Below are 26,824 nucleotides of genomic sequence, written 5' to 3'. Positions count from 1 at the left end.
CAGGTATTAGAGACGACCGCTCACTTATGGATATTCTGCACTACCACGACCAGATTTACGCCCAGAGTGAATCTCTTTGCTATAGTCAGATGTGCCGCCGAGTGACGAGCCTGGGTATGCTTCCATTCCGTGTTCGCTGATGTCCAATCCTTGGAATTCTTCTTCCGGAGTAACCCTAATTCCCAAGGTCGCTTTCAGAATTGCCCAGAAGATCAGGCACAGCACAACTGTCACGCCACCAACTGACAACGTCCCAACTAGTTGATGACCCAATTGCTCGAAACCACCACCAAAGAAGATGCCAAGTTTTGGTGCAGGTGTAACACCAAAAGCATCACCCTGACTGAACAAGCCAATCGCTAAAGTCCCCCAGATCCCATTGACTAAATGCACGGAAGTTGCGCCGACAGGATCGTCAATTTTGATACGATCGAAGAAACTAACCGCGAACACAACCAAGACCCCAGCCACAGCACCAATAATTGCTGCTGAGGGTACGCTAATCCAAGCACATGAAGCAGTGACAGCGACCAGTCCTGCCAAGATCCCGTTGATAATCATCGATAGATCTGGTTTACCGAGTACGAGCCAAGCAACGGCGGTGGCGGCAATCCCACCAAAAGCACCACCAGTATTAGTAGTCACAGCAATATGTCCGATCGCTGCTGATACACCCATTGTCGAACCAGGGTTAAACCCAAACCATCCAAACCACAAAATCAGGCAGCCCAGGGTCGCAATACTCATATTGTGACCTGGTATAGCATTGGCTGTGCCATCACTATTGTATTTACCAAGTCTCGCCCCAAGCATCCATGCCCCAATCAGAGCAGCCCAGCCGCCGACGGCGTGGACCACAGTGGAACCAGCAAAATCATAGAATCCCATGTCTGCCAGCCAACCACCGCCCCAAATCCAATGCCCAGTAATCGGATAAACGATCCCGACCAATAATAAGCTAAACATCAGGAAAGAGGGAAACTTAATCCGCTCGGCAACTGAACCAGACACGATTGTGGCTGCGGTACCAGCAAACGCCAGTTGAAAAAAGAACTTGGTACTTAAAGGTACTCCCGTCCAATTGAGCGGTGTAAATGCCCCTTTGTAGGCATCGCCCATGGCTGGACTATTGTCCGCGCCTGTCAAGAAGAATCCTTCGGTACCGATGAAGTCGTTACCTGTGCTAAACATCAAGCCAAATCCCAGCACCCAAAAAGCGACGCTGGAGAGGGCAAACACGATCAGGTTTTTTGCCAAGACGTTGACAGCATTTTTCTCACGACAGAATCCAGTTTCTAACATGCAGAAACCAGCATTCATAAAAATTACTAACATCGCCGCGATCGTTACCCAAGCCGTATCGAGATTGACTTTGAGTTCTTCCGCCATTTTAATCGGGTCTGGCGGAGCTTTTTGTGCTATTGCTGCAACATTCCAAAAAACGATAATTGCCACGGCAATCGGCAAGCAACTACGCCAAGTGCCTGATAGTTGCCTATACCAATTGATAGCAAACAGCTTTCTAAAAAAACGATTTAAGCTTTCTTCTGTAGATCTTTGGTGCTGTTTTGGGCTTATTTTTGAAACCATGAGTAATTTCCTATTTTTTCGATAGCTAAGTCGAATAACTTCTGTTTGTCAGCCAACACTGCGACCATTAAATCGATTGGTTCAATCTGGAGCAAGGTGCTGTAGTATTTTCTGAGTATATTGAGAAATTTATTTAATCGGCGATCTCACACAACATTAGTGTATTCAATTAAACATCGAACAAAATCGATAAATAGTCAAATTGGATACAAATTGATATATTGACGATCGATAGTAGCCAATCGCCCCCGATCGATAACATGAAAGATTACAAAATTACTAACGCTCGGATACCTGGCTATGTGGGGATGCAGGAGATCGAGATCGGCAATGGCAAGATCGTCGAAATTGCCGCTCGACAGACGACAGCAAATTTACCAAGTCTAGATGTACAGGGCGATTGGATTTCTTTGGGTGGGGTGGATCTTCAGATCAATGGTGCGTTGGGATTGGCGTTTCCTGATGTGCAGATGGGGGATCTGGAGCGGTTGACGCAGATCTGCGATTTCCTGTGGGCGCAGGGTGTGAATGAATTTTTACCAACGATCGTCACGACTTCGATCGAGAATATCCATCGATCGCTAGCCGTCTTTAGTGAGTTTATGGCACATCAGCCGCCTCATACAGCCCAAATCCTCGGCGTTCATCTGGAAGGGCCATTTCTCAATCCTCACAAGCGCGGTGCCCATCCTGAAGAGTATTTATTACCGCTAACTCTAGATTTTGTTACTTTGGTACTCAATCAATATACTGAGACAATTAAAGTTATCACCCTTGCCCCAGAATTAGACCCGACAGGAACGATCGTGCCTTATCTGAAGTCTTTAGGCATTATCGTCAGCTTAGGGCATTCTCAGGCGAATTTTGCCCAGGCTGAAAGTGCATTTACTAGCGGCGCATCAATGGTGACTCATGCTTTCAATGCGATGCCAGGATTGCACCATCGGGAACCAGGTTTATTGGGTGCGGCACTGACTCAGCCGCATGTGCAGTGCGGGTTTATTGCCGACGGGCAGCACGTTCACCCGGCGATGTTAAAGTTACTCGTACGCGCTGGTAGATACGGCGAGGGGTTATTTTTGGTGAGTGATGCTTTATCCCCATTGGGGTTAGCCGATGGGAAATATCCTTGGGATCGGCGCGAAATTGAGGTGGTTGATGGTACGGCGAGATTACCTGATGGGACACTTTCGGGGACTACTCGATCGCTTTTAGTCGGGGTGCAGAATTTAGTGAAATGGGAGATTTGTGATGTGGGTGATGCGATCTCACTAGCAACTATAGCACCGCGTCATGCTCTGGGAGAGAGCGATTTTGCAGATCCTCATATCGGACAAACAGCTAATTTATTACGTTGGAGTATAGATGCGGAGCGGAAGTTGAGTTGGCAAAGACTCAGCTAAAATCGAGGGTATCTAGTTACTCACATCTTGCACTAGTTTAAATATACTAGTGCTTAGTATATACTAAACACGGATGAGAGCTAGACTTTTACTCTAACGGTTGAAACCCTTGTGGAGCAAAGCTTAGGCTATTGAATAAAAAGTCCATCCTGTAGCCGTTTTGAGTATAGATCCAGGGTGCCCTTAGATCTACGCCTTTACTAGTCTTTATGTATTAGTGCAAGATGTGAGGTTACAGATACCCTCGATCGTACTATTTCGTTTTATTTTGTGACTTGGCTTGTTCTAGAGTAATCTCCTTGAGCGTTTGATAAGAGTTGGCATTTGCCGAACCTTCGATCGCTTTGACAGCTAAATCTTGGACTTGTTTCAGTGCTGCTTCTAATTGTTTAGATAGATTATTTAAACGGTTCTCTTGGGTAAGAATTGTCTCTTCTAATGATTCGATATTACTTTCATAAAAATTACTTTGACCTTCTACTTCAGCAGCATAGAGATCGGATTTAATTTTAGCTTGATAGGTAGCGATACCTTTACCTTCTGCCTTAGCTTTATCGATCGCTTTTTCTTTAGTTTGAGAAAAAGCAGCGACTTTATCTTTAGCTTCGTGAAATAGCTTTTCAAGTTCGGCTAGAGCCTGCTCTCGCTCCGCCCAAGTTTTTTCTTGGACTTCTTTAGCTTCAGCTAGTTCGTAATATAAAGCTGCTTGTTGCTGCTCGTGCTGCTCTCGATCGATCTTCCGTTGCAGCTCCAAATTGTACTTATATTCTTGGACTTCCCGCTGGCTAGTTTGGCGATTGAGTTCGACGCGCTCTTTGATGGCGATCCCATGTTGTTCTTGCTCTTTACTCCAAGCTTTGGTTAAGCTCTGAACTTCTTGTTGAGAAGTTTCTTGTCGCTCTCTCAACTCCTCATCAAAGGCTTTAGAACTAGTTTCATAGTTATTAATTAGTTCTTCAAATGTATCCTCATCTACTGCCAAACTATGTAGCGTTTGCAAGTCAGTGATTTCAGAAGTTACACCTTCACGAACTTCAGCTAATTTTGCAGCTTCGGTAGTGAGCTTCTCTGATAGTTCGCTGACTGCGGAACCAAAACCGAGCTGAAGGCTATCTAGATTAGCAATGGTATGGTTGACCTTATCTCGATCGGATCCTGCATTTGTCATGGCTTTTGGTTCGTCTTTAACTACTTTTGTAGTGGGGATAGATGCAGGGGGTGCAGCTTGCTGTCGAGCATTTTTTACTTGGGTTTCTAGAGCCTTTTTCTCATCAGCAAGTTGATTATAAGCAGTAAGAATTTCTGCTTTAGTATTTTTATCTGTTGGTTTTGTTGCCATATTCAATTAGGGTGTAGAAAGTGTGGATATTGAGGCTCTTGGTTAATCTTTAATTTTTCTCGCTAATTTTAGCGGAAGTTTCAAATGCCTTCATTGCTAATGATTGGGCTTGATTCATCACTGTCTGAAGTTGGGTTGTCATAGCGGCAATCTGTTCATTGTGACGTTCGATCGTGCGTTCCAATGATTGAACCTTCATTTCAAATCCTTGTTTCATGCCTTCCCATTCTTTTTCGGCTAAGTCGGCTTTGACTTTAGCATCGCTACTAGTTTCTTTAATAGCTTCTTCTCTGGCTTTCTTGACTGCTTCTTCTAGCTCTGTAGGGAAAGCAGTAATTTTAGCCGTATTTTCATCAGCAAGTTTTTGACGCTCTTTCAAGAATTTTTCACGTTCTTTCCATTGCTTCTGTTTTTCGCGATCTTGCGATTGCAGATCTTGCTCTTGATTGCGTTTTGTCTCAGTATAAGTGTCATTTTGCAACTGGCGATCGCGTGTGACTTTATACTGAACTTCGTCTTGCTCTTTTTGACGATCTTTGGCAGCGATAGTAACTAATTCTGTCTGTTGCTCCGTATAGTCTCGATCGTTTCGTTCCCACTGTTTACGGAGGTTTGTTTGCTCTTTCTCTAGATTTTCTCGATCGGTTGCAAGATCCTGCTCGATCGCTTTTAAACTTTGTTGATGCTCTTGAGTAATGATGTGTAGGGCATCTGCAACTACTCTGACTTGTTGGAGTTCCGAGCGATGTTGTGTTTCAATCTCGATCGATTGCTTGACTTCGGTGAGTTTTTCGACTTCTAGAGTTAATCTGTCAGATAGTCCATTAATAATACTCCCAAATTCTAACTGTAAATCTGCCATCCCCTTGACGATCGTGTCAACGGTATAAGTAGCAGCTTTAGTCACAATTTCTTGATTCTTGACTAGTTGCGCTTCTTCCTCTTTGGTGGCAACTTTAGAACCAGGTTGACGTTGTTGGGCTAAAATCCGATCGAGTTCGGTTAAAATTTGGAACTTACTATCTTTTACTATTGCCATAATTTAGATGCCTTGAGGATAACGACGCATGAAAACCACTCCCCTGCAATACAGATAGAGTTTAGTCCGATTTTAGTCACTAACTAATTGTGCCCAAATCTGCGAGTGAATTAACTTAAATATCGCTTGATTTGCTGTTTGAGAGCTAAGGCTAATTAATTCAAGCTCTCAACTCATAATACTATTGTACCATCAAAGGAGGCAATCGTCAATACTTTTTAGAAAATTTGTACTAATGTAGTTCATCTAGATCGTCATCCTCAGTGAAATCGTAGATCCCCCTAAACCCCAGAAGCCACGCCCAGCTATCCGTATCAATCCCCTCTTGGGAGGGGCTGGGGTGGGTTCCGTATTGGAGATAGGACTCGATTACCTACGGTACGCCTCGCGAACGGAAAGTGGGGAAGGGTAACTATAGAATAGAAATGTATAATTGAGGTGGTTGGGGTACTGAGTCAAAAGAAAGCGTAAAATATACTACCAAATTGTAAGGAATCTGGCTTAAAAGTTTAAGTTTTAACAAAGAGCAGAAGCTATGGCTTCGGGGTTGAAATCCCCACAGTGGAACAATCCAATTATCAATTATCAATTATCAATTAATTTAAATTGGAGCGTTGCTACATGAACTTCTCAAAATCAATGACAACAAATCCATCAGATATTAATTTGTCCGATCCTCAATACTATCTGAGTCGGGAACTAACTTGGCTAGAATTTAACGCTCGCGTATTGCATGAAGCGATGGATGAGCGGACACCACTAATCGAACGGCTGAAATTCATGGGAATTTTTAGCTCGAATCTCGATGAATTTTATATGGTGAGGATTGCTGCAATCAAGCAACAAATTGAAGCGAAAGTCAGCCAACTAACTCCAGATGGAAGAACGCCGACAGAACAATTAGCAGTAGCTAGCGATCGAGTCCAGCAGCTAATTACCCAGCAGCACCAGCATTTTGAAACAGTATTACGCCCAGCAATGATCCAGCAGGGCATCTACCTATTAGACTATTTCGATCTAAATCAGGAGCAATGTAGCTATCTCCAAAGCTATTTTGAAGAGCAAATTTTTCCAGTTCTGACCCCTTTAGCTGTCGATCCTGGACATCCATTTCCATATATTTCCAATCTTAGTTTAAATCTGGCAGTAGTAATCGAACATCCCGATACTGGGGAAGAATTATTTGCCAGAGTTAAGGTACCTAAAGTTTTACCACGCTTTATCAATTTACCAACACTACAAGTAATCGATCGAACTAATCCGCTCCAAATCGATCGAGAACGTCCTCAAATTTGGACGGGTATTCCTTTAGAACAATTGATCGCTCACAATTTAGAATCCCTATTTCCAGGGATGAATATCCAAGGTTGCTACACCTTCAGAGTCACTCGAAATGCTGATATCAGCGTTGCTGAAGATGAAGCTGATGACTTACTCCAAGCGATCGAAGAAGGCTTGCGGAAGCGGCGTAAAGGTGGCTCTACAGTCCGAATTGAAGTAGAATCTGCTATGCCTAAACAGATTCGACAGATGCTGCAAGAGGAATTGGAAGTCACAGAGCAAGATGTTTATGAAGTTAACGGGATGTTAGGTTTAGGGGATCTGATGTCTTTTTTATCTTTACCTGTTCCTGAATTAAAAGATCCACCGTGGAATGGAGTCATACCTGCATATTTACGGCGACGAAAAGCCACTGAAGACGGCGGGAACTTTTTTAGTTTAATCGCTCAGAAAGATATTTTAGTCCATCATCCTTATCAATCTTTTCCCGATACGGTAGAACGGTTTATTACTTGTGCTGCAAACGATCCGAAAGTGTTAGCAATTAAGATGACACTTTATCGTACTACTGGAGATTCTCTGATTCTCAAAGCTTTAATTGAAGCTGCCGAAAATGGTAAACAAGTTTCGGTACTAATCGAACTAAAAGCTAGATTTGACGAGCAAAATAATATTAACTTAGCACGTCAACTAGAACAAGCTGGTATTCATGTTGTCTATGGACTAGTAGGTCTAAAAACACATACTAAAGTTGTACTAGTTGTCCGCAGGGAAGATGAAAAGATTCGCCGTTATGTTCATATTGGTACGGGAAATTATAACGCTAAAACTTCAACACTATATACAGATGTTGGTTTGTTTAGTTGTCGCCCTGAATTGGGTGCAGATTTGACAGATTTATTTAATTATCTCACTGGCTATTCTCAGCAACGTGCGTATCGCCAGCTACTTGTCTCACCTGTAAATACGCGTGAATCATTCGAGCAACTAATTCAACAAGAAATCGAGCACTGTCATGCAGGTAAAACTGGGCGAATCGCGATCAAGATGAATGCTTTAGTCGATTCAAAAATGATTGCAAGTCTCTATCGAGCCTCTCAAGCTGGAGTTTCGATCGATCTGATCGTTCGCGGGATGTGCTGTTTGCGTCCAGGCGTAACAGGCGTGAGCGAAAATATTCGAGTTATCAGTATTATTGGGAGGTTTCTCGAACATTCTCGGATCTACTATTTTAATAATGATGGCGATCCGGTAGTCTTAATTGGTAGTGCTGATTGGATGACTAGAAATCTCGATCGACGTGTAGAAGTAATTACACCGATCGAAGATCCAGAAATATCTAAAGATCTCCAAGAAATATTAGGTATCATGTTGTCAGACAACCGCCAAGCTTGGGATATGCAATCTGATGGTAGTTATAAACAACGTCGTCCTCAACCTGGTACTAATGAAGAAAGTACTCAACAAATTCTGATGGATATGGCAGTTAATTAGTTGATAGTTGCTAATTAATCTAGCAATCCTAGATGAATAGCTAGGTTGATGTCTGGTGTGTTACGGCTTGAGCCGCAACGCACCAGTATTTAATACTCCTGCACATGCGCGATCTTATGTCTTATTTCCCTGCATCCCAAGTATTAGCCGCATTAGCTACTGCTTGCTCGACTGTTTTTTCGTCCAGCATCGCAGCTTGAAGATTGTCATAAATTGCTTTCTTGAGTACATTGAGATTCTTGAGTGGGGGAATCAATATCTCTGACTGCGCTAATTGTTGCGCGCCGATCGATTTTCCCTGAGCAATGGTAGATTTATCATTACCACTGGCTAGTTTAGTCGTATAATCTGTCACTGCTTGGACATTTGAAGGCAATGTATCCGATGCTTGAGCAAAAGCTAATTGATTGGTAGCGTTGGTGATAAACAGCGCAAATTTAACGGCTGCATCGGGTGTTTTAGTAGTCCGAGGAATGACTAGATTCATCACAGCGACACCTTTTTTGCCCGTTTGTCCCGATATTTGGGGAGCGACGGCGGAGATATTCGCAATCTGGGGTGCATTTTTAGCAATCGTATCAATAAATGGTGCCCCAGCAAACAGCATCGCCGTCTCACCCGATTGATAGAGTTGAATACCCTGTTGATGTCCCTGCGTCAACGATTCCCTGGGTAGCAAGCCTTGTTTGTAAAGGTCAACCCAATATTGAAAGGCAGCTTTACCAGCAGGGGTATTGAAGCCAGCCTTGCCCTGTTTGTCTACTAGTTGGACACCCATTTGGACTAGGGACTCTAGGACATCGTTGGTATCTTCAGGGACAAAGGTAGCAAAGAAGGCATATTTTCCTGTCTTCTCTTTGATTTGTTTGGCAGTTTGGGCTAATTCTTGATAAGTAGTCGGTGGTTTGACGATTCCGGCTTTGGCGAACAGTTCTTGATTATAGATCGTGATATTGCTGGTCAGATACCAGGGAAAACTAAAGGCTTTACCGTCGAGGGTGCCAGCTTGCCAGATACTGGGTAGATACTCCTTGCTCTCACCTTTAGTCAAAACAGGATCTAGATTTAACCAAGCATTTCTAGCGGCTAGTTGAATGGCAAAATCAGGATTGAGATTGACGACATCGGGAGCAGTTTTCGAACCCATAGCGGCTTGGATTTTGCCCTGCATGGCTCCCCACGGCACATCTACCCAGTGAACTTTAATACCAGGATTGGCGACTTCAAATGTCCCGATCGCATCTTTGAAATAACCATTAAACTTGGGCTGAAGCTGCATCGTCCAAAATTCTAACTGTGGTGCTTTGGTATTGGGGGATTTGAGACAACTTACCACTCCAGTGAGGATCAGTCCTAACAAACCACAAATCAGAAACCGACGAAAATTAGCAATCTTGAGCATTAGCTTTGATATCCAGCGATCGACACCACAGCATTATCGGCGATTTGGGCGATCGAGAACAGGGGCTAACCGATCTGCGTTGCCAATTAGACTTGAGTTCGGGGTAAAAGGATCGGGGAAAGCAGTCATTACGCCCTTTCAACCCAATCGAGAGACAATTCACCATCCACCATCCACCATCCACTCACTACCCTAGCTCGCTAATTTGATACTGGGAAGGAATTAAGATTGCGTTACAATTCTTAAAGCACCCAATAGCTAACTATTGAGAAAAATATTATGACAGTTGCCTACCCTCGCAAACTAAATAACAGTCTTAGTGCCAGAGATATCTTAAAACGTGTTGTCAGCGATCGAGAAATTCACCTCGTCACTCTCAATCGCTACCGCTATAACGAACAACGCAGTTGCAAAGATCTCACCGAATTAATCGAACAACTCAATGGAAAGCCCCCAGAGTTAATTCGCGATCTTTCCCATCACATCAATGATGAATCCCGCCATGCGATGTGGCTCACAGAGCTTTTAGTCGATCTTGGTGGCCCGATTGATACCCCACCAGGCGTATCATATATCGATGAGTTTGAACGGTTGATCGATCGAGAGACTTATACCACTCCCGAAGATGCTGTAATTGCCGCCCTAGCCGCTATTAATATCACTGAAAAGCGTGGTTGTGAATTCTTTTCAGCGCACATTCACGCGCTCAAAACTGGGCTACAAACTGAAGAAAATATTAAGATCCGCGAAACGATCGAGAAAATCTTTCCTGAAGAAACCGGACACGTTCGTTGGGGTAATCGCCAACTAGCTAAAATAGCGGCCAAAAGTCCCGAACATCGTCAAAAAGTCGAAGTAGCTAAACGTAAGTTTATCGCGATCGAGCAAGCTGCCTACGAGTCGGGAATGGATATCATGTTTGGTGCCGAACTTCGTCGAGTAAGTAACTTGATGGATGTCGTCAACACTCTCCCACTCTGGGAACGTCCCCAATATCTAATGGCACGGCTACCCGAAACCCTCCTCGACCCCGAACTCCAAAAAGTTCGCATCACCGCCGCTCAAAAAGCCTGGAGTCGCGATCCTGAAGCTTTTGTGACTCAGTTTATTCCGATGTTTTTGGGGAACTCAATGAAGTAATCCCAATGTGAGTGTCTTTGCCAACGGGTTGAGCAGAGCCTAGGGACTGTTCGCGAAGCGTTCCCGTTCGCGAAGCGTCGCCTTTGGCGAAGGGTAGGCTCTGCTCATGATGCAAAGTCCGCCTTCTCTTCGAGACGCTTCGCTTCGCGGACTATTCTCTTAATCCGCGAAGCGAAAAGTGCGACAAGACACAATCGCTGTGCTGTCTGAATCGCCCTAACGGTTGCTATAGTAGCCTCGATTTGCGGTGTCTACTAACAGGCATTTCTAATAAATAAGGGTAGGGACAATTCATGAATTGCCCCTACCCTTATTTATTATCGATCGAATACTCAGATTGACAGGCTAGTTACTTACTACTTGCCTACTGCTGCCGACTTGTCAGAAACGTCTAAGTTAGAAGCTCGCTCTAGGTTCATGATTTGCTTCGCTTTCGCCGATAGAGCGTTGGAGTCTAACCAGTTTAGGATCAAAGTATCGACTGAAAATAGACCAGGACCGTTGACTGTCAAGAATAGGAAACAAGATGCGTAAACTACTGACAGCTCCAGATAAGGAATGCTAAAACCTGCAACGAGGATGTGATGGTACATTGCTACACACATCGTGCTAAATAAGCCGAAAGCCGCGGGACGAGCTAGAAAACCAATTGCTAGTAAGGGCGCACCAATCAACTCGGTGAAGGCGGCGACGTAGCTAAAGAAGATCGGAAATGGCAACCCAATCACTTTTACATATGCTTCAGCAAAGCTCGAAATATCTCCTAACTTATCCATACCGTTGTGAACCATCGTGACACCGATACAAACTCGCAATACGGTCAGAGCAGACTGCGACCAAAAGCTTGGGGTCGTGCTCGATTTAAGGAGCCGAAGAATAAGAGAGTTAATCATGATTAAGTGATTGGGATGTTTATATATATTTATTTATTTATCTTAATGTATTTTAATATTGGAATTCAAGGTCAAGTTACGATCTGAGGATAAAAAAATCTGCCGATGGCAACCTGCGGCGGATCTATCCCCGTTTAATCCGCAGTGCCGCAGCTCCAGAATATAGGCTGAAAAACAGGTCTGAGCCGCTAAGATCCTGGTAAGTCAGAGCAGGAGATTAAAGTTTCTCCCGATTTTTATCCTTTCCAATCCTCGACGGTATTCGCGGATATGCCGATCGACCCGAAGGAAATAATTACCGCTATTGGCTACTCCCTAATAAGAACACCAATCGCTCCAACTCCCTGGATACAATTTGGCTCCAGCGATTCCCGCCAACTCCAAGGAAAATAAATTGACACAAGCCGTCACCCCCGAACCGCAATAGACGATTTTTTCAAGCTGTGGCTGTGCCGACGATGCGAGATCTGGTAAAATTGCCGACCAGCGTTGTTGCTGCTCTTGAATAGGTAAACAGAATCCTTCAGGTGTAGTCACGCCTTGCCAGGGATAATTGACAGCACTGGGGATATGTCCGGCAGCAGGATCGATCGGTTCGGTTTTGCCTAGATATCGAGCGGGTTCGCGGGAATCAATCAGCAGATGAGCGGCTGAATGTTGGATAGCTCTAACTCGATCGATATCGACGATCCAGTCTGACTGAAGTTGCGGCTGAAAATTACCAGGCACCGCTACTGCTGGTGGATCGCTAGTCACTGGATAACCAGCTTGCCAATTACTATAACCACCATCGAGGAGAGCGACGCGATCGTGTCCGTAGTAGCGCAGCAACCACCACAACCGCGCCGCAAAACCAAATCGCGAATCATCATAAGCAACTACTAAGGTGTCAGAACTAATCCCCATAGCGGCTAATTTGTCCCCCAGTACTCGATCGTCCGGTAGCGGATGCCTGCCCCCGTGAACTCCAGCAGGACTCGATAAATCGCGATTTAAGTCCAAGTAATAAGCTCCAGGAATGTGCGCGGTTTCATACTGCTGTCTACCCAAATCTCGATCGCCCAGCGCAAATCGACAATCGACGATCTTGATATCGAGATTTGATACTGAGGATAGATAACTATTGAGCGTCGCGGCGGTAACGATCGAGGAAGTAAGCATGTTTAACAGTTGACAGTTGACAGTTGACAGTTGTGTGGGCGGGTTCCCCACCCAGTAAAGTTGACAGCGATTCGCTAAACCGTCGGCACAGCCGACGGTTTAGCGAATCGCTGTCAACTGTCAACTGTCAACTGTTTAAAACCAATCCGATATCCCTTCCCATACACAGTCTGAATCAACTCCGGCGACCCCTTGACTTCAATTTTACGCCGCAACAACCGAACTAGAGCGGCAAGAACATTACTGCTAGGGGGAGTATCTTGCCCCCAGAGATAGGCTTGAATTTGACTGTGAGGCAGGATTTGTCCGGCATTTTGCATCAGGTATCCCAGTAATTGAGTTTCCTTCTCCGAAAGTTCGATACTCCGCCCATGTACATAGGCAAGTTGATTGTCTAGATCTAATTCTAGAGCGTCCACTTGGAGTCTAGATTGAGTCGGATGAGGATCTATTGGTTGTACCCGCCGGAGCAAAGCGCGAACTCTAGCTAGCAATTCCCGCAGCTCGAACGGCTTGACCAAATAGTCATCAGCTCCCGCATCCAGTCCAATCACGCGATCGTCGAGAGTATCTTTAGCTGTCAGGAATAATACAGGGGTCAAGTCACCACGATCGCGTAATTGTTGACAAATTTGTAACCCAGTCAGACGTGGTAACATCCAATCTAAAATTAGCAGATCGTAATTGCCACCGATCGCCAAATTGCTACCAACTCGACCGTCTGTCGCAACATCCACAGTATACCCTTCTCTAGTCAGTAACCGACTTAGTGGTTCGGTGAGAGCGGGTTCATCATCAACAAGCAAAATTTTCATTGGAAGTTTATTGCACACAGATGAACGATTCTGACTGATGCGAGGGTATGATAAGAGCGGTTAGAGCGAAATTACCTTTCGATCGCAGTTGCTGTCATGAATCTAAATCCGATTGGGCAAAGCCCGCGCTGTGCACAACGGCAAGGCTAACGCCAACGCGATCGAATCACCAGCGATTGTTCGATCCAACCCAGACAAATATACATTTAGATTGTTTACTCGTTTTGACTAAAATATTGCGACATCACAATTATAAAGTCAGACTGTGTTAGATTTTCGGGACGATTGACGATCTGACGATCGCGATCTTCACAAACCGATCGTGGTAAATCGAGGCTCCACAGCAGCAAGTGAGCCAACAATAGTCGAAGAGCCATCTCATCCCGATCGATTGCCGTCTATCCGCATATAAAGGTACTGAGTCAGATTATTAGCAACTCTTTAGTCAACTTTTCTATATTCTCCTTAGTTCGAGGCGTAAGTTCGAGTTATGCAACCACCAATTCCATTGGGAACACTACTTCAACAGCGTTATCGTGTGACCAAAGTGTTGGGTCAAGGGGGTTTTGGGCGGACATACTTAGCTCAAGACACTGGCTGTTTTGACGAGATGTGTGTGCTCAAAGAATTTAGTCCCAACGATCGCGGTCGGGAAGCACTCAAAAAGTCTAAGGAGTTATTTCAGCGTGAAGCTCAAGTACTATACCAAATTAATCACCCCCAAATTCCTAAGTTCCGGGCCAACTTTGAAGAGCAAAAACGGCTCTTTTTAGTGCAGGAGTATGCAGAGGGGAAAACAGTTGCCAAAACTCTCAGCGATCGACTCAAAAATAGTAAAACTTTTACAGAAGCTGAAGCAGTTGCCTTCTTGCTCGATATGCTTCCCGTACTATCACATATTCATGGGATGGGAATTATTCACCGCGATATTTCTCCTGACAATATGATTTTTCGCGATCGCGATAAGTTGCCCGTGCTGATTGATTTTGGTGTAGTCAAAGCAGGTGTGACTCAACTAGAAGTATCTACCCAAATCCACCAAGGGACAACTGTTGGTAAAGCTGGATATGCACCTGGAGAGCAACTCCAAACAGGGGAAGCTTATGCCAATAGTGACTTATATGCCTTAGCTGTCACGGTTGTCGTAATGATGACTGGACGAAAACCCGAAAGTCTGATTGACAAAAGTACCATGACCTGGAAATGGCATCAGTGGGTACCCACCCTCACACCTTGGTTTGCCAAAATCCTCAATAGAATGCTCAGTCGGGTGCCAAATAGTCGCTACCAGTCAGCCACTGAGGTCGCTCAAGCCTTGCGTGCGGTATCAGATTTTGTCGGAGCGACAGCGGATGCTCCGGTTGGCGGCATCTTGATCCCGCCGAGCACTAACCGCCCTTCAACTAGTCGATCTCAGCCGTCAGCTCCGAGCAATCGAGAATCAGTACCACTATCGCGAGGCAAGCGATCGACTAAAGTAAAATCTAGTTCCTATCCAACTAGTAATCATCAGCGACGACAAAATCCACTGCGCGGCATCTTCAACACACCTTGGGGGGTTGCCCTAGGTTCGGTATTTGCCACATTTGTAGTTATCATTCTCCCCATATATTTGATTAGTCGATCGATGACGACATCAAGTAGTGGCACCAAGACACCACCACTGACTGCAACCATAACTCCCTCGCCATTCTCAGCGGTTCCGCCCAGTCAAGTACCGCTCCCGATCGAGACAGCATCCCCACCTGTGGCGGTTACTACCACCCCACCTGTAGCAGCAAGTGTAGAAGCTTTGAGTATCGAAGTAGGTAAACCACTAATCAAAGAAGGCAATCTAAATTCGCCCCTACCGACAGTCTTTAGCATCAATCTGCCAGTCGGACAAAAACTCAAGGTGACACTGGTGAGTATACCTGCGGGGGCAACCATGAACATCCTTGCTCCCAATCAAGCAAATGTAGATGTCTTCGCCAAAAATACTGTCAATTGGGAGGGGAATCTCCCGCTCTCTGGTGAATATCGGATCGAAATCGTGTCACTCCCAAGTACCATGAGCAGTAGCTATAAACTAGAAGTGACTACCATTGCTCCAGTACCAGTAAGTTTGCCTACCCCCGATTCAGTGGGGGCAGCAAGATAGTTGATAGTTGATAGTTATTAGTTGATAGTTATTAGTGGACTCAGATTAGTAAAATAAAGATAATAGCTAATCTGTCGATTATGGATAATGAATTACTGGATCTTCAGATGTTCGATAACTCGATCGCTAGTCTGGGACTAGATCGGATCGATCGACATATCCTGATTTGTGCAGACCAAACTAAACCCCTATGTTGCTCTAAAGCAGAGAGCTTGGTGGCATGGGACTACCTCAAAAAACGACTAAAAGAATTAAATCTCGATCGTCCCGATGCACAGCCAGGATGTATTTTTCGGACTAAAGCAAACTGTTTGCGGGTCTGTCATCACGGGCCGATCGCGGTTGTCTACCCTGATGGTGTTTGGTATCATTCTGTTACCCCAGCCGTTATCGAGCGGATTATTCAAGAGCATTTATTAGGCGATCGCATTGTCGAGGAATATGCTTTTTTGGTCAAACCACTTAGGGGATCGGAGATCGGGAATAGGGGATAATTGTAAAATAGTAATTTTAGGTAGGAAGATCTATGAGTAATCGGGATGGATTTGGTGGTGGGTTTTGGTTGGGGACGCTCGTAGGTGGCGTAGTTGGGGGAATTGTTGGTGCTGCGATCGCGACACAAAGAGCCAATCGGCTTGATGATGAAACTGAGAATAGTAGATTGTCCGGCGCAAGTGGTGAAAAAAGACCATTTAAATCCAGCCGCAACCGGACGCTCGATCGGATGGAAATAGCCCGACGCAGTTTGGATGATAAAATCAGTGACTTAAATAATGCGATCGATTCAGTCAGATCGTCGATCGGACATGCACCTGGAGATCCGATGCTCCAAACCAGAGGCTTCTCCCCCGAACGCAAGGATGAAGATGTCCAGACTCAACCACCGCTAGATCCTCAGATCTGAGCGATCGTGCTAAACCATACCGCTAGCAGTATGGTTTAGTCGGTTTGTACGGTATGCCACACAAGCCATAATTACCAGTCGATCGGTTAAAATAGGTGGAGCAGGTTTCCGCTCAAACAATAATTTTTATGAACAACGCCGCGATCTTACCATTACTGATTGTTAGCATTTCAAATTTTCTAAATATATATCTAGTTATTATTTTTGTCCGGTTGTTACTGACTTGGTTTCCGAATATTGACTGGATGCAGCAAATCGTGGGCTTTCTCAGTCCAGTAACGGATCCTTATCTCAACCTGTTTAGATTTGTACCGCCAATCGGTACGATCGATCTATCCCCAATTATCGCCATCTTTGCCTTACAATTCGCGATGCAGGCTTTGTCAACCCTGGCTCCAGCACTAGCTTTTTAGTCACGATTACCTCCGGTAGGCTACGCCAACGATCTAACTGTGGCTCCAGCACAAACACAAAAGTTCTTGGTAACTAACAATTAACAAATATCCCCCAAGTGACAACTACAACACTAATTTACGTTGCTTTACTACTGATGACCTTAGTGGGGGTGGTCGGGTCTGTAGTACCCGTGATGCCTGGGCCGTTATTAATTTTGGGTGCATCGATCGTTTCGGGCTTCTTGTATGACTGGAACCAAGTGACAGTCACATTGGTAGTATCCAGTGTAGTGTTTGTCATGTGCTTTGCGATCGATCAGTTGTCGGGCATCTGGGGTGCCCAAAAAGCTGGAGCGAGTCATTGGGGTCAAATTGGCTCGATCTTCGGTTTATTCCTCGGATTCTTTGGACTGCTGCCAGCTTTGCCTGTAGGTGGCCCGCTCGTTGGCTTATTTTTTGGGCCATTTATTGGGGCTGTAGTCGGCGAGTTACTATACCCGCGTCAGGCACCACTGGTCGATCGATTGAAGATTTCGGTCAAAGCTGGAGTTGGAATCGTCCTCGGTTCGGTAATTGGTCTGATTATCCAAGGTTTATTATCGTTGTTTGCGGCGATCGTCTTTGCTGTTACCACATGGCATTTAGGATTTGGAATCACTTGATACTTTAGCTACCTCCAATCGTCGGCGTAGCCTCTCTGTAAGCACAAAGCGCAGGCTACGCCAACGCAAAGCCTGCCGTAGACACAGCCTCTTATAGAGGAGGTAAAGAGAATCGATATTTTTAAAAAGCAGCAGCAAATTCTGAAGCAAAATCTGCCAACTTTACCTTACCCATCGCAACTGGCTGATGCAGGTCAGAATCTTTGCGTAATGCGCCGCTATGAATGCTAGTAAACATTTCCACAAAGTTGGCGGCAATATGTGCTGGCATTCCTTTGTGTTCTAAACCCGCTTGCATCTGCTCATTAGTAACAGTCACCCATTTTAAATCCGGCTTGCCAATAGCGATGCCCAAAATCTGAGCGGCTTCGTTAGCTGTACAATCGTCACTGCCCACATAGCGCACTTTAAATCCAGTCGCAGGTGTTTCGATCTCTTCAGCAGCAGCGGTGGCAATATCTTGAGGGTGAACCATAGCAATCTTGTCATCGCCACCATAGTTTGCGCCGATAGAGCTTAGGCTTTTTATCATGTCTACAAAGCTGTACAAATTGGTGTAGAAGTAACTAGGGCGTAGATAAGTAATATTGATGTCTGATAGCTCATTGAGAATCCTTTCTGTATGGTGAGAACCGAGGATAAATCCGGTGCCACGATCTAAATGCGCCCCCATACTGCTCAGATGAACCACCCGCTCTACGCCTATTTCCATTGTTTTCAAATCTAGTTAATCTCTATTTAAGAGAGTACCCATTTACCAGAGATAAATAGAGATTGAAACTCACGCAGGGAAATAGCCGATCGGGATTGAGTTGGTATCGATCGTGCGGGGAATAGATCGCCAGACTGCCACCGATACCCGTCCTACAGCCGCGATTAGGGGTATAAGCGACTCAAACTTTGCCATCACAACCAACAGCGCACAGAGCATTGTAGCGATAACCAGGGCAACGATGCTGTAGGCGGTCGGATGCAGCTCCTTGTTGTGTGGCAGTTGACGACTTACGCGACTGGTATTTGAAGCTGCGTAAACCATGTATGTTTGTCAATGTAGCCACGCTGGAATTTGATTTTGCCGTTAATGACGTGCAAGAAACCGCAGCCCTGCAACGTGTAACTCTTACCATTTGGAGCGTAGTCACCCAATTGACCCGTAAACGTGCCACCACCTTTCCACTCGATAATTACCCATTCTCCATCCTCGAATATGCTTAACGGATGCGTATAGTTATCTGGAAATGCGGTAAAGAACGCAATGAAACTTTCTAATAAAACTTTGCGCCCAGAAAGCGGAGCACCGAAGGCGACCTGATGATTTTCCGCATCATCATGATAAAGCTCAATAAGTGCATGAGGATCGCACGAATTATAGGCTGCAATCCAATCATGAGCGACTTCTTTCGGTGATTTCATACTTTTTAATCATATTGAGGCCGCTGCACGTAGCCAAGCCGCGCGTTGCCACACAACTATTTATTATACGGAAACTTTCCACCTATTCTCTGAAAAATGCGGTGATATCCAGAATCAGTAAGATTTAGATCGAGGTTATGGTTCGGTATATTTATCTTTTGCACCTGAAGGGGTGACAAGCATTCCTCAACTTTTAGCTAAGTAACGATCATAGAAATCCAGACCACGAACATAGCAGTCAATTTTATGGTGCTTTATCCCAATATATCGAGAAATCAATGGAGCGAGAAAGCCCCAATCAAATTTGAAAAAGAGTGCAACTTTGCCAATAGTTACAATTGAATTTCTAGCAGCCTGACGTTTGGTATTGTCTCTTCATTATCTAGCTGAACATACGTAGCGCATATAGTTTTCCAACTCCCGCAAACCTTGGGCGGCGGCGACTTGCACATCGACAGGCAAGCCTGGGGTCTGGAAAGCAATTAGCGCATCCGACCAACCGCTCAACTTCGCAGCATCTGCCAGCGGCACACCCAGTAGGCGGCAGATTGTTTTGAGGGGTAGCGGTTTGCACAAGGTCTGGAGCAGGTCGGTTTGAGTGCCTGCTGCTTCGATCGCATCGAGCATATCTTCAACATCTGCAATTTCGGTTAAAGCGTTTGATGCTGGCGTTTTTTGATGATGGTAAAAAGGCACGTTGTTGTTTCCCGCAATTCGGGCATCTATTATAATTATCGAAGCTTAACCTCAAATACGTTCCACTTGTCCGACCAGAAATTCATCTAGAGTTAAGTCACTAATTACTAATACTTGCGGTGGTTGGAATCGATCGATAAAAGATGCACTCATATTTTTAGATAATCCCACAGCAAAAGAGTTTACAGCCTAATTTTTGCAGGTTGCGGGATCGAATTGGACTCGATATTGATAGAGGACTCGCTTATCTTTATCTGCGGCTGGGCGATCTTGGTCGGCTTTATTGGCATCATATAGTGCTGCATTAGCCGCAAGATCTCCCAACCTGCGATTTTCAGGTGTGTCTCGATCTCCAGCAACATATGGTTTGTCGATCGACGGTGCGCTACTCTCGCCTAAAATATTGTTTTCCTGATTTTCTGGCACTTTATCAAAAGCAACCATCAGGACGATAAATGGCGGTTGCTTGACTTTACTACAAGCTACTCCCAAGGGGTAACTTTGCGATAATAATTTCGGCTGGTACAACTTTAGACCTGGATTTGCCCCTATGTACTGCTGTAATCGCTCCGTCGCCGATTTGGTGTACTTACCATAAAAATTACCATTACCACCTCCTGCGGAGCTATCTGATGGTGTTATTGGTGCAGGTGCGGGTGTGACCGTGGGACGAGATAGTTGTGGTGTCCCCGCTGGTTGCTGGCTTTGGTTTGTCGGAGTAGATGCTGGAGTGGTAGCCGTTTGCTCGCCACCATCGTCATCTGTCACTGCGCTTGGCTGTGGAGTGGGAGTAAGGACTGCTTGAGCTTTTTTAGCTAGCGGCTTCTTTATTGACGGGGATGGTTGAGTTGATGGCTTAGCGGTAATGCCTTTTTTAATGGGTGGTTTGCTAGGTTTAGGAGTAGGCTTGAAAATGCTTTCGGGATCGAATATTGGGGCGATGGGTGTTTTTTGGGGTGTTGCTGGCTGCTGTTTGTTTCCTGCGGGTGGTTTGATGGTTACTCCATCAAAAGCACCGCGAATCGGGGAAAAAGGAATCGTTTGAGGAGCGGTAGAGAACTGTGGAGGACGCACTGGAGCCACAGAGGGGCGAGTAGAGGGAATAGGTTGAGTGACAGGGGGTAAAACTTGGGGCGTGGGGGCTGGTGGTGCTTGGGGGATGCGTTGCAGTTCGCTGGGAGTGAGTTGTACGACCTTTACTGTGCTGGGGCCGACTTTTTTACCTTCTTTTTCTGGCTGGGTAAAGAAGGGTAAACTAGCTCCAATCGTGGCATGTAGCGCGATCGATGCGAGGATCGCGATCGTCGTCGGATCGAGTAAAATGTCTAAAAAGTTATTGCGGGTGGAAGGTTGATACATATTTACCGTAAACATTAACTGTCAGACATCAGGATGAGTCGATGCTCCATATCGCCAAAGCGTTCGGCATCAAACAAAAGAGGCATAGCAGGGAACAAGAGCCAATTCACAATGCGATCTCTACATCTGCACTTCATTCCTCGATACCTATTCTAAACTACATCTAACACCTCCGAATTGCTCTCAATTTAATACAAGGTAGCAGCAAGTTAGTAGAATTATTGTCATAATTATTCATATCCGCTCGAATCTAGTAAGAAGTCACCCATGCTTGGAGAATTAAAGTCTTTTCGACAAAACCCCCTACGCTGGCTAAAACGTCGTTATCTGCGCTGGATGGCACTGAGTTATTGGAGTTATCGCTGGATCGCTAGTAGCGGCAGCCAGCGACAGTTTGCCCAGGTACAAATTTGGCGGGTAGCCGCAGGGTTCGATCTGGCGGCGTGGATGGTGGCGATCGAAGATTCCGTCAAACCAGAATATTGGGGCATGATGTAGGCTTAGGCTTTAGGCTTTAGCCGACATTCCGCACTTCATAAAATTCATGTCTAAAAAGCCTTGTTTTTCGCTCATGTAGGGTGCGTTACCCTTACGGGATAACACACCTAGGGGTTTGAGGACGAAGATCGGTGCGTTTTGCTGTCTTGTCTCGCTGTCTTGTCGTTTTTTTATTCGGCGGCGTTTTATGCGGGGGTTCCCCCCGCATAAAAAACGCCAAGACAGGGGGAACCCCCGAATAAAAACGCCGCTAAACCTTCGGGGAACAAAGGCGTGCGCGAGCCGCTGCTGCCGCAGCACCCTACACCCGCGAAAAATTGAAGTGCGGAATGTGGGTTTTAGGCTTTAGGGTTTAGGTTTTAGGGATAGAGGGTAGTTTTAGGAGTTGGTTAGTTTAAAGGCTTGGAGATTAGGGCATAGAATGGTGAAGAGGACACTAATTTTCACATGCTCGATCGCGCACTCAGCCATTCTATGACACTCTCAGATCTGATTCCGGCTCAGATGATGCCAAAATTTTCAGCAGTAGCATTGACAGCATTGGCACCGATGCAGGATGTCACAGATGTCTGCTTTATGAATACGATCGCGAGTTATGGCTGTCCTGACTACTTTTTTACTGAGTATTTTCGGGTGCATGACAGTTCGCGGTTGGAGAAACACATCCTCAGATCGATTACCGAAAACACTACAGGTCGGCCGATCTTTGCTCAATCCATCGGTGAAAGTATTCCCGATCTAGTGCGGACGGCGCAGCTATTGAGCCACTATCCCATTGCGGGGTTCGATCTAAATATGGGTTGTCCTGCACCCAAAATTTATCGCAAGAATGTCGGGGGGGGACTATTACGCGATCCAGATAAGATCGATCGCATCCTGGGAGAATTGAGATCGGCTGTAGAAGGTCGGTTGACGGTGAAAATGCGGATCGGGTTTGAGGATACGAGTCAGTTCGATCGGATTTTGGACTTAATCGACAAGCATCAGATCGATCTCCTGAGCTTACATGGTCGCACGGTTAAAGAAGGCTACCATGGCACCGTCCATTACGATCTGATTGCCCACGCCGTCCAACGGTTGCGATGTCCAGTGTTAGCAAATGGCAATATTACCTCTGCCATGAGTGCGATGGCGGTGCTATCCCAAACTCAAGCAGCAGGAGTGATGATCGGACGCTCGGCAATTCGTAACCCCTGGATTTTCAAGCAGATGCGGGAGGCATTATCGGGACAGGAGATTTCGATCGTCACACTAGAGCAAGTGCGGGACTATATCGATCGACTATACCAGATGCCCAAGGTGCAAGCAGTGCAGGAGCGATCGCGGATTAGTCACTTGAAGATGTATCTCAATTACATCGGGCAAAGCGTGGATGCAGAAGGGGCATTCTTGCGTGATATGCGAAAAGCACAGACTGAGGCGGAACTATTTGGGGTATGCGATCGATATTTACTCGATCGTGCTGGCGTATTTTCGGCAGAGCCATATGCCGGAATCTTTGCACGTCCTAAGTGTGAAGCTTAGATGTCACAATCAAAGATAGCCATCTCATCACCACAAGTTCGGACAAACCCATGCCATATAGCAAATTCACTCTTAGTCGTGCGGTGGAAGATTTTGATTTGACGGTGCGAGAGGAGTCAAATCTATTTGCCGCAATTCAGCCAGTGGTACCCACGCCGCTGCTCCGAGAGCTATTGATAGAAAATGTACCCTGGGCGGTGGCTGTAGGTAGCCAGAAGGCGCGATCTGAGGGGATTATTAATCCAGTGCTATTAGAAGTCAAACGTCAACTTGGCGGACAGGTTGGGGTGTTTTCGGGCGAAGAATTTAACGTAGATATCGCAGCGGATCTGAATGGGTTCTGTGATTTTTTGGTGAGTCGATCTTCAGAGCAGCTTTATGTCAAAGCTCCAGTGCTAATGCTAGTGGAAGCAAAAAAGGAGGATCTCAAACCTGCTTTAGGTCAATGTTTAGCAGAAATGGTCGCGGCGCAGCGGTTTAACGCGATGAAGGGTCAATTAGTAGAGACAGTTTATGGTGTAGTTACGAGCGGGACAGTTTGGCGATTTTTGCAGTTGACAGAACGGGTGGTATCGATCGATCTAACTGACTATCCACTGCTGCCAGTAGATAATGTTTTGGGCGTACTAGTTTGGATGCTGCGCCTAGATTCGATCGATTTGGTGTGAGTAGAATTTGATATCGATCTAAACAAAGGACGATCGATCGTCCATCGCATCTTGCAACATACCATGAAAGAACTTATCTAAAGGAATTCCCGCTGCTTCAGTCATCGCCGAAAGTACACTGGTTTCAGCAAATGAGCAGTATAAACCTGCTTCCAAGAACCACGGATTTCCGTGGGGGTCGATCCGAAAATCAAATAGACTGTAGTGACGACAGCCCAAGGCTTCATGACATTTTCTAGCCATCGCCCAGACACTTTCAGTAATTGGATCGCTGGTGTCAATTACCCATGACTTGGTACTATCCTTAGCTGCAAAGTCCAAGTCTCCAGTATCATTTTGTTTGAGCTTGTCAGCATAACTCCGAATCGGTCGCGTAGCGGCATCGAGTGCGTATTCTTCGAGTGGTAAGCAGATTAGTTTACCAGCTTGGACGATGACTCCACAGCGAATTTCGCGTCCCAGTGGGATAAAGGTTTCTACTAGTACCTCATCTGAATGAGTCAATGCGGTTTGCAAAGCTGCATCATAGTCAGCGATATCTTTGACCAACGTCACACCGATCGAATTATCGCCGTTCATTGGCTTGATCACAACTGGGAAGTTAATACTTGGAAGATCGCCAGCGCGGAGGACTTCTCCTGCGGGTACAACTACTCCGGCGGCGGCGACTATTGCTTTGGTCTTGGCTTTGTCAGAAACTAGTGCCATCAGATCTGCGGTATTACCCACATATGGAATATTCAACAGCTCGAACAGGCTCCGGTATTGAGTCATCCCAGGAACGCAAAACATCTGAGGCACCATTACATCAATCTGGAGCTGTTCTAGCACTTGTAGTGCTTGAGCTAGCGACAGGGGCTTGGCTGTGGCGATCGCTTCCTGACTCAGCTCTACCGGAAAACGCCACTGTTTGTCGGGCGTAATATAGGCAATATGAAATTCATAGAGAGCTGGATTGGCGGTATTTTCCAGACAATCTTGGGCATAGAGGCGCGACAGATCGACATAAAAATCACTGACTGCCGATCCGACTAAGTGCAAAATGCGTAATGGTGTCATGAGTAACTAGACATAAGTAGGTAGCAATTATCGGTCGGGTAGAGTATGTCTGAAACCTAGCTGGTGGGGAGTACCCACCCTACTGGGCTGAACATAATTAAAAACGGAGGAGGGACAAGAGGGTTTTCCGCTATCAACTATCAACTATCAACTAATTTAATCTCCGCCTATTTCGACAAGTTTGCCAATATTAAAGTCGATCCGAATCCATTCTTTAGGATTACGTAAGTTTCCTAATAGTAGTAATGGAATCTGCCAATGATGCACCATCAAAAATGGTAGCGGATCGTTCCATTCAAAGATAGCATCTTTACCTTGAGTAATAATTTGTAATCGTTGCCAAGTCAATTGTGGCGAATAGAGATGCGTTATCAATCGCCAAATTTCATGATAGATCCAGTAAGTCGGACGACTAGATCTTAATGGTTGTACTGTTTGAGTCAGTGCCTCTTGTTGTAAATAAGCTTTGGCGACATCGGGATGGTTATAAAACATCGTGATGGCTGAATGGGTGCGAGGATTGCACTCGATCGCGTAAACCTGCCCATCATCATCCGCCTGCATAAAGTCTAATGAGACTTGTCCAGTTAGTTTCAAACTACTGGCAAAAGTACGAATCCAAGCTTCGATGTCCGATCGATCTACATGCTCGTAATTCACCTGAAATGCGGACGATTCACAGCAACAGTGTAACTGAAGATGCCCATTGCGAACCGTGCTATGAGTACAGTATTCTTGCCCTGGGATAAACTCCTGCATCACCCAAGGTTTACTCTCAGAGATCGGTAAAGACTTGACAAAAGCCGCAGTTTCCGCTGGCGTATCACAAGGCAACTTAGTCAGATCCAAGCGTCGCACCGAATCGTAGGGAATACTTTTGATGATGTATTTCCGCCGTTCGTTAGAAAAATCAAAATCGATGACTTGCTGAGGATGCGTAATCTTGTAAGACTTGGGTACCCGCAACCCCAGTGCTTGGGCATCAGTGGCAAATTCATACTTATCATCTAAGCGTTGGAGCATGTCTACATCGACGTGCATAACGGTGCAGTAGGGGGAGAGTATCGTTCGCACTGCGGCATCATAATAGCTAGCAACTGGACTACAAACGGGCACATAGACATCAATACCTTCTTGTTTGACGATATCTAAGAGTGCCTGGGGATATTCCGGTGTCTGGGGGTTGGGGACTGTATAAAAGCGATCGACCGCCCAGGAATAACGATGCCCAGTCAGCCAATATTTCTCAGTTTCTACCAAAATCACCCGATGCCCCGCTTGATGGAACGATCGAGCCAACTGTAAGGCTTTGGTCATCTTACCGCCGCTAATCAAAATTGTCTGGGGATTGGCGGCGATCGATCTCGACTGGAACGGCTTGGTGAGTACGGCTACCAGTAAGGCGATCGCCGTTAAGGTGAGATTCAACGGTAGTACCAATAGCAATAATAGAAGAGTGGCTATTGTTTTCACTCTTGTCTGTAACTTGCTATCGCCCATCCTAGTTCCTGGCTCAGATGGCATCACTGCAACTGAAACTGTTTTCGTCATAATTTTCTGATGTTGCAGTGAAAAATTGCCTAACCAAGTATCTAGGCACAAATATTTATTTAATCTATCGCTCTTGAAACGTAGATGGTGGGAAGTTTTCACCATCTATATTGAAGCAAATCAAACCGATATCGAGCTTCATGGTTAAAGCATAGATATTTAACCCTCTCAACTTTTCTCGATCGATTTACTGTTTATCCACAAGTCGGCTGGATCTATACTGAGGTTGATTTACCCCCCCAACCCCCCCTTGATAAGCAGGGCTGATCCATCCACCAGAGAAAAACCGCTCTAACCCTTTTCTGTCGTTAAGTCTCGATCGAATGTAGATGGAAGTTAAACGAAACAATTGGGTTTTAGCATTATTCTTTTTCCAATAGATCAGCCCTGCCTTGATA

The 26,824-nt window shown here is 45.5% G+C and carries 26 protein-coding genes; 11 read left to right on the top strand and 15 right to left on the bottom strand.

Annotated elements, in window-relative coordinates; all coding sequences use genetic code 11:
- Window positions 1-24: 24 nt before the first annotated feature.
- On the bottom strand, window positions 25-1,590 hold the full coding sequence (locus ACEW9J_RS16060; RefSeq protein ID WP_373546121.1) for an ammonium transporter: 1,566 nt from the start codon (window positions 1,588-1,590) through the stop codon (window positions 25-27).
- Window positions 1,591-1,850: 260 nt separating this feature from the next.
- Between ACEW9J_RS16060 and nagA the strand changes: the two genes are divergently transcribed.
- Window positions 1,851-2,993 (top strand): N-acetylglucosamine-6-phosphate deacetylase, encoded by a 1,143-nt coding sequence (gene nagA / locus ACEW9J_RS16055; protein WP_373546120.1) that lies wholly within the window; start codon window positions 1,851-1,853, stop codon window positions 2,991-2,993.
- A 253-nt stretch (window positions 2,994-3,246) separates the two neighbouring features.
- On the opposite strand, the gene ACEW9J_RS16050 is transcribed toward nagA, so the two are convergent.
- Window positions 3,247-4,332, bottom strand: a complete 1,086-nt coding sequence (locus ACEW9J_RS16050) for a hypothetical protein (RefSeq protein ID WP_373546119.1) — start codon at window positions 4,330-4,332, stop codon at window positions 3,247-3,249.
- A 49-nt stretch (window positions 4,333-4,381) separates the two neighbouring features.
- Window positions 4,382-5,371, bottom strand: coding sequence for a hypothetical protein (locus ACEW9J_RS16045; RefSeq protein WP_373546118.1), 990 nt, complete (start codon window positions 5,369-5,371; stop codon window positions 4,382-4,384).
- 639 nt (window positions 5,372-6,010) lie between these two features.
- Here ACEW9J_RS16045 and ppk1 point away from each other — a divergent pair.
- Complete coding sequence (gene ppk1, locus ACEW9J_RS16040) at window positions 6,011-8,146, top strand: polyphosphate kinase 1 (RefSeq protein ID WP_373546117.1); 2,136 nt, start codon at window positions 6,011-6,013, stop codon at window positions 8,144-8,146.
- Window positions 8,147-8,267: 121 nt separating this feature from the next.
- Here ppk1 and ACEW9J_RS16035 read toward each other — a convergent pair whose 3' ends face one another.
- Window positions 8,268-9,548, bottom strand: coding sequence for a sugar ABC transporter substrate-binding protein (locus ACEW9J_RS16035; RefSeq protein WP_373546116.1), 1,281 nt, complete (start codon window positions 9,546-9,548; stop codon window positions 8,268-8,270).
- Window positions 9,549-9,827: 279 nt separating this feature from the next.
- Here ACEW9J_RS16035 and ACEW9J_RS16030 point away from each other — a divergent pair, with 279 nt between their 5' ends.
- Window positions 9,828-10,688: a ferritin-like domain-containing protein gene (locus ACEW9J_RS16030; protein WP_373546115.1), complete on the top strand. Its 861-nt coding sequence runs from the start codon at window positions 9,828-9,830 to the stop codon at window positions 10,686-10,688.
- 356 nt (window positions 10,689-11,044) lie between these two features.
- Here ACEW9J_RS16030 and ACEW9J_RS16025 read toward each other — a convergent pair whose 3' ends face one another.
- The 4 genes from ACEW9J_RS16025 to ACEW9J_RS16010 form a co-directional block, all read right to left on the bottom strand.
- Complete coding sequence (locus tag ACEW9J_RS16025; RefSeq protein WP_373546114.1) at window positions 11,045-11,581, bottom strand: DoxX family protein; 537 nt, start codon at window positions 11,579-11,581, stop codon at window positions 11,045-11,047.
- Between the two features lie 315 nt (window positions 11,582-11,896).
- A complete protein-coding gene (locus ACEW9J_RS16020) occupies window positions 11,897-12,742 on the bottom strand; it encodes a sulfurtransferase (RefSeq protein ID WP_373546113.1) in 846 nt (281 codons plus the stop codon).
- A gap of 113 nt (window positions 12,743-12,855) precedes the next feature.
- Entirely contained in the window at window positions 12,856-13,557 is a 702-nt protein-coding gene (gene rppA / locus ACEW9J_RS16015) for a two-component system response regulator RppA (protein WP_373546112.1), read from the bottom strand.
- Window positions 13,558-13,772: 215 nt separating this feature from the next.
- The gene (locus ACEW9J_RS16010; RefSeq protein WP_373546111.1) at window positions 13,773-13,934 is read right to left on the bottom strand and encodes a hypothetical protein; all 162 of its coding nucleotides are present in this window, start codon (window positions 13,932-13,934) and stop codon (window positions 13,773-13,775) included.
- Between the two features lie 113 nt (window positions 13,935-14,047).
- On the opposite strand from ACEW9J_RS16010, the gene ACEW9J_RS16005 reads away from it, so the two are divergent.
- The 5 genes from ACEW9J_RS16005 to ACEW9J_RS15985 all read left to right on the top strand — a co-directional run bounded on the left by ACEW9J_RS16005 (window position 14,048) and on the right by ACEW9J_RS15985 (window position 17,658).
- Complete coding sequence (locus ACEW9J_RS16005) at window positions 14,048-15,697, top strand: protein kinase (protein WP_373546110.1); 1,650 nt, start codon at window positions 14,048-14,050, stop codon at window positions 15,695-15,697.
- Window positions 15,698-15,777: 80 nt separating this feature from the next.
- Window positions 15,778-16,191: a ferredoxin gene (locus ACEW9J_RS16000; protein WP_373546109.1), complete on the top strand. Its 414-nt coding sequence runs from the start codon at window positions 15,778-15,780 to the stop codon at window positions 16,189-16,191.
- A gap of 32 nt (window positions 16,192-16,223) precedes the next feature.
- A complete protein-coding gene (locus ACEW9J_RS15995) occupies window positions 16,224-16,601 on the top strand; it encodes a hypothetical protein (protein WP_373546108.1) in 378 nt (125 codons plus the stop codon).
- Between the two features lie 128 nt (window positions 16,602-16,729).
- A complete protein-coding gene (locus ACEW9J_RS15990) occupies window positions 16,730-17,014 on the top strand; it encodes a YggT family protein (RefSeq protein WP_373546107.1) in 285 nt (94 codons plus the stop codon).
- 98 nt (window positions 17,015-17,112) lie between these two features.
- The gene (locus tag ACEW9J_RS15985) at window positions 17,113-17,658 is read left to right on the top strand and encodes a DUF456 family protein (protein ID WP_373546106.1); all 546 of its coding nucleotides are present in this window, start codon (window positions 17,113-17,115) and stop codon (window positions 17,656-17,658) included.
- Between the two features lie 121 nt (window positions 17,659-17,779).
- On the opposite strand, the gene ACEW9J_RS15980 is transcribed toward ACEW9J_RS15985, so the two are convergent.
- From ACEW9J_RS15980 to ACEW9J_RS15960, 5 genes are all read right to left on the bottom strand, one after another.
- The gene (locus ACEW9J_RS15980; protein ID WP_373546105.1) at window positions 17,780-18,370 is read right to left on the bottom strand and encodes a hypothetical protein; all 591 of its coding nucleotides are present in this window, start codon (window positions 18,368-18,370) and stop codon (window positions 17,780-17,782) included.
- 69 nt (window positions 18,371-18,439) lie between these two features.
- Window positions 18,440-18,694 carry a hypothetical protein gene (locus tag ACEW9J_RS15975; protein ID WP_373546104.1) on the bottom strand — a complete coding sequence of 85 codons (255 nt, stop codon included), beginning with the start codon at window positions 18,692-18,694 and terminating at the stop codon, window positions 18,440-18,442.
- The gene (locus tag ACEW9J_RS15970) at window positions 18,661-19,071 is read right to left on the bottom strand and encodes an ester cyclase (protein WP_373546103.1); all 411 of its coding nucleotides are present in this window, start codon (window positions 19,069-19,071) and stop codon (window positions 18,661-18,663) included. Before ACEW9J_RS15970 ends, ACEW9J_RS15975 begins: the two co-directional genes overlap by 34 nt.
- A gap of 378 nt (window positions 19,072-19,449) precedes the next feature.
- Complete coding sequence (locus ACEW9J_RS15965; protein WP_373546102.1) at window positions 19,450-19,767, bottom strand: hypothetical protein; 318 nt, start codon at window positions 19,765-19,767, stop codon at window positions 19,450-19,452.
- A 189-nt stretch (window positions 19,768-19,956) separates the two neighbouring features.
- Window positions 19,957-21,126 (bottom strand): hypothetical protein, encoded by a 1,170-nt coding sequence (locus ACEW9J_RS15960; RefSeq protein ID WP_373546101.1) that lies wholly within the window; start codon window positions 21,124-21,126, stop codon window positions 19,957-19,959.
- Window positions 21,127-21,393: 267 nt separating this feature from the next.
- Here ACEW9J_RS15960 and ACEW9J_RS15955 point away from each other — a divergent pair, with 267 nt between their 5' ends.
- The 3 genes from ACEW9J_RS15955 (at window position 21,394) to ACEW9J_RS15945 (ending at window position 23,816) form a co-directional block, all read left to right on the top strand.
- Window positions 21,394-21,624 carry a hypothetical protein gene (locus tag ACEW9J_RS15955; protein WP_373546100.1) on the top strand — a complete coding sequence of 77 codons (231 nt, stop codon included), beginning with the start codon at window positions 21,394-21,396 and terminating at the stop codon, window positions 21,622-21,624.
- A 474-nt stretch (window positions 21,625-22,098) separates the two neighbouring features.
- Window positions 22,099-23,148, top strand: coding sequence for a tRNA dihydrouridine synthase (locus ACEW9J_RS15950; protein ID WP_373546099.1), 1,050 nt, complete (start codon window positions 22,099-22,101; stop codon window positions 23,146-23,148).
- A 50-nt stretch (window positions 23,149-23,198) separates the two neighbouring features.
- Complete coding sequence (locus ACEW9J_RS15945; protein ID WP_373546098.1) at window positions 23,199-23,816, top strand: hypothetical protein; 618 nt, start codon at window positions 23,199-23,201, stop codon at window positions 23,814-23,816.
- An 18-nt stretch (window positions 23,817-23,834) separates the two neighbouring features.
- Here ACEW9J_RS15945 and ACEW9J_RS15940 read toward each other — a convergent pair whose 3' ends face one another.
- Window positions 23,835-24,875 (bottom strand): D-alanine--D-alanine ligase, encoded by a 1,041-nt coding sequence (locus ACEW9J_RS15940; RefSeq protein ID WP_373546097.1) that lies wholly within the window; start codon window positions 24,873-24,875, stop codon window positions 23,835-23,837.
- Between the two features lie 156 nt (window positions 24,876-25,031).
- Window positions 25,032-26,426: an ATP-grasp domain-containing protein gene (locus tag ACEW9J_RS15935; RefSeq protein WP_373546096.1), complete on the bottom strand. Its 1,395-nt coding sequence runs from the start codon at window positions 26,424-26,426 to the stop codon at window positions 25,032-25,034.
- Window positions 26,427-26,824 lie beyond the last annotated feature (398 nt).

It is taken from the genome of Chamaesiphon sp., from assembly GCF_041737865.1.
Lineage (GTDB): Bacteria > Cyanobacteriota > Cyanobacteriia > Cyanobacteriales > Chamaesiphonaceae > Chamaesiphon.
The sequence above is the reverse complement of the archived record's forward strand: the minus strand, read 5'-3'. Positions and strand labels throughout refer to the sequence as shown.

Excerpts from the sequence above, each read along its gene's own strand:
- ACEW9J_RS16060 (WP_373546121.1), bottom strand. The coding sequence starts at position 1,590 with ATGGTTTCAAAAATAAGCCCAAAACAGCACCAAAGATCTACAGAAGAA.
- nagA (WP_373546120.1), top strand. The coding sequence starts at position 1,851 with ATGAAAGATTACAAAATTACTAACGCTCGGATACCTGGCTATGTGGGG.
- ACEW9J_RS16050 (WP_373546119.1), bottom strand. The coding sequence starts at position 4,332 with ATGGCAACAAAACCAACAGATAAAAATACTAAAGCAGAAATTCTTACT.
- ACEW9J_RS16045 (WP_373546118.1), bottom strand. The coding sequence starts at position 5,371 with ATGGCAATAGTAAAAGATAGTAAGTTCCAAATTTTAACCGAACTCGAT.
- ppk1 (WP_373546117.1), top strand. The coding sequence starts at position 6,011 with ATGACAACAAATCCATCAGATATTAATTTGTCCGATCCTCAATACTAT.
- ACEW9J_RS16035 (WP_373546116.1), bottom strand. The coding sequence starts at position 9,548 with ATGCTCAAGATTGCTAATTTTCGTCGGTTTCTGATTTGTGGTTTGTTA.
- ACEW9J_RS16030 (WP_373546115.1), top strand. The coding sequence starts at position 9,828 with ATGACAGTTGCCTACCCTCGCAAACTAAATAACAGTCTTAGTGCCAGA.
- ACEW9J_RS16025 (WP_373546114.1), bottom strand. The coding sequence starts at position 11,581 with ATGATTAACTCTCTTATTCTTCGGCTCCTTAAATCGAGCACGACCCCA.
- ACEW9J_RS16020 (WP_373546113.1), bottom strand. The coding sequence starts at position 12,742 with ATGCTTACTTCCTCGATCGTTACCGCCGCGACGCTCAATAGTTATCTA.
- rppA (WP_373546112.1), bottom strand. The coding sequence starts at position 13,557 with ATGAAAATTTTGCTTGTTGATGATGAACCCGCTCTCACCGAACCACTA.
- ACEW9J_RS16010 (WP_373546111.1), bottom strand. The coding sequence starts at position 13,934 with ATGGCTCTTCGACTATTGTTGGCTCACTTGCTGCTGTGGAGCCTCGAT.
- ACEW9J_RS16005 (WP_373546110.1), top strand. The coding sequence starts at position 14,048 with ATGCAACCACCAATTCCATTGGGAACACTACTTCAACAGCGTTATCGT.
- ACEW9J_RS16000 (WP_373546109.1), top strand. The coding sequence starts at position 15,778 with ATGGATAATGAATTACTGGATCTTCAGATGTTCGATAACTCGATCGCT.
- ACEW9J_RS15995 (WP_373546108.1), top strand. The coding sequence starts at position 16,224 with ATGAGTAATCGGGATGGATTTGGTGGTGGGTTTTGGTTGGGGACGCTC.
- ACEW9J_RS15990 (WP_373546107.1), top strand. The coding sequence starts at position 16,730 with ATGAACAACGCCGCGATCTTACCATTACTGATTGTTAGCATTTCAAAT.
- ACEW9J_RS15980 (WP_373546105.1), bottom strand. The coding sequence starts at position 18,370 with ATGGAAATAGGCGTAGAGCGGGTGGTTCATCTGAGCAGTATGGGGGCG.
- ACEW9J_RS15975 (WP_373546104.1), bottom strand. The coding sequence starts at position 18,694 with ATGGTTTACGCAGCTTCAAATACCAGTCGCGTAAGTCGTCAACTGCCA.
- ACEW9J_RS15970 (WP_373546103.1), bottom strand. The coding sequence starts at position 19,071 with ATGAAATCACCGAAAGAAGTCGCTCATGATTGGATTGCAGCCTATAAT.
- ACEW9J_RS15960 (WP_373546101.1), bottom strand. The coding sequence starts at position 21,126 with ATGTATCAACCTTCCACCCGCAATAACTTTTTAGACATTTTACTCGAT.
- ACEW9J_RS15955 (WP_373546100.1), top strand. The coding sequence starts at position 21,394 with ATGCTTGGAGAATTAAAGTCTTTTCGACAAAACCCCCTACGCTGGCTA.
- ACEW9J_RS15950 (WP_373546099.1), top strand. The coding sequence starts at position 22,099 with ATGACACTCTCAGATCTGATTCCGGCTCAGATGATGCCAAAATTTTCA.
- ACEW9J_RS15945 (WP_373546098.1), top strand. The coding sequence starts at position 23,199 with ATGCCATATAGCAAATTCACTCTTAGTCGTGCGGTGGAAGATTTTGAT.
- ACEW9J_RS15940 (WP_373546097.1), bottom strand. The coding sequence starts at position 24,875 with ATGACACCATTACGCATTTTGCACTTAGTCGGATCGGCAGTCAGTGAT.
- ACEW9J_RS15935 (WP_373546096.1), bottom strand. The coding sequence starts at position 26,426 with ATGACGAAAACAGTTTCAGTTGCAGTGATGCCATCTGAGCCAGGAACT.